Below are 1,579 nucleotides of genomic sequence, written 5' to 3'. Positions count from 1 at the left end.
AATAATAACATGGGTATGCCTAACAATATGTCTGGTAATATGAATAATAACATGGGTATGCCTAACAATATGTCTGGCAATATGAATAATAACATGGGATGGAATATGAACAATAATATGGGTATTCCTAACTTCTCATGTAATCAAAATATGCCTCCTAATGTACTTATGATGATACCAGGTGTCATATGTCATAATACAATGCAAGGTATGCCTGTAGTTATGCCTAGTACTATGCCTCCTAGTATATTTCCTACTCCTTATGGTTCTAGTAATATGACTATGCAAGGAATACCACAAAATACTAATATTGAGGAATTTGATGAGGAAGAAATGTAAAATATTTTTTAAGTAATTTTAAGTAAATTGTATAAGACATCAATAATTGGCCATAATAATAAATGTATTCCTCATAATATTCCCCCAATATTATTATAGGTATAGAGAGTTGACTGAATATACTTTTATTCGGTCAACAAATATTAACATAATCTAATAAAATAAATATAAAAAAATCAGATAAAATTAAATTTTATCTGATTTTTTTGCTTGTTGGCATTTTCTTCTTTTTAAATTATCAGTAATATTTAGGTAACAACCTCTATCATGATTACTTGGATTTTTCGGTTATTTATCAACTACAATACAAATCTTTTTGGCTTTCTATTAAGTTAATTAGTTATATGTTATAATGACTCTAACAAGCTACTATTATATTTAATAGGAGGTATCACTTTGAATAAATTATGTATGTTTTACTTCTCTGGAACTGGCATGACAGAATATATAATTAATAAACTAAAGCAAGAATTTGAAAATCAACAATTTTGTGTTGAGTGTACAAAAATAGAAAATATTAAAAAATCTAAAATTCATTTGACATCATATGATATGGTAGGAATAGCTTACCCTGTACATTCTTTTAATGCACCTCAGATTGTATTAGATTTTGTAAAAACTTTGCCTAACACACACTCTATGGATACATTTATAATACATACAGCAGGTGAAGACAATCATATGAATTATGCGTCCTCAAATTTATTAATCAAAAGATTAGATGCTAAAGGTTTCAAAGTATTTTATAATAAATTGTTTGCTATGCCATCAAATTTTATGGTCAAATATGATGATACAAAAACAAGAGAGCTTATTGATAAAGCAGATAAAGAAATACATAATACTGTACATAATTTAATTAATAGAATTTCATACCTTCCAAATAGTAGCACTTTAGTAAAAACACTATCCTTTATTGGTAGGTCAGAATGGTATGGAGCTCATATCTTAGGTAAGTTTTTTTATGTCAAAAATAATTGCATACACTGTTCTAAATGCGCCAATAATTGTCCTAAACACAACATAAATATTACAAAAGATAAAGTTAAGTTTAATTGGAGTTGTTGCTTGTGTATGAGATGTATTTATAATTGTCCTGAAAATGCAATTAATATACATCAACCATTTAAATTTATCCGTTTTAATAAATGGTATGATTCTAACCTATTCACAAAAAAATAGAGATTAAAAAATAAAATGTATTTAATATCTTTCAAATTAACTCGTATATATAATACAT

Annotated in this window: 1 protein-coding gene and 1 pseudogene; both read left to right on the top strand. The window is 26.3% G+C overall.

Annotated elements, in window-relative coordinates; genetic code table 11:
• A pseudogene (locus KGF38_RS19945) lies at positions 1–339 on the top strand (hypothetical protein); the annotation flags it as partial.
• 396 nt (positions 340–735) lie between these two features.
• Positions 736–1,521: an EFR1 family ferrodoxin gene (locus KGF38_RS19940; RefSeq protein ID WP_054268911.1), complete on the top strand. Its 786-nt coding sequence runs from the start codon at positions 736–738 to the stop codon at positions 1,519–1,521.
• Positions 1,522–1,579 lie beyond the last annotated feature (58 nt).

It is taken from the genome of Clostridioides sp. ZZV14-6387, from assembly GCF_020657835.1.
In the GTDB taxonomy this organism is placed as follows: domain Bacteria; phylum Bacillota; class Clostridia; order Peptostreptococcales; family Peptostreptococcaceae; genus Clostridioides; species Clostridioides difficile_A.
Note: the sequence above shows the minus strand (reverse complement) of the source record. Positions and strands in the feature narration are given on the sequence as shown.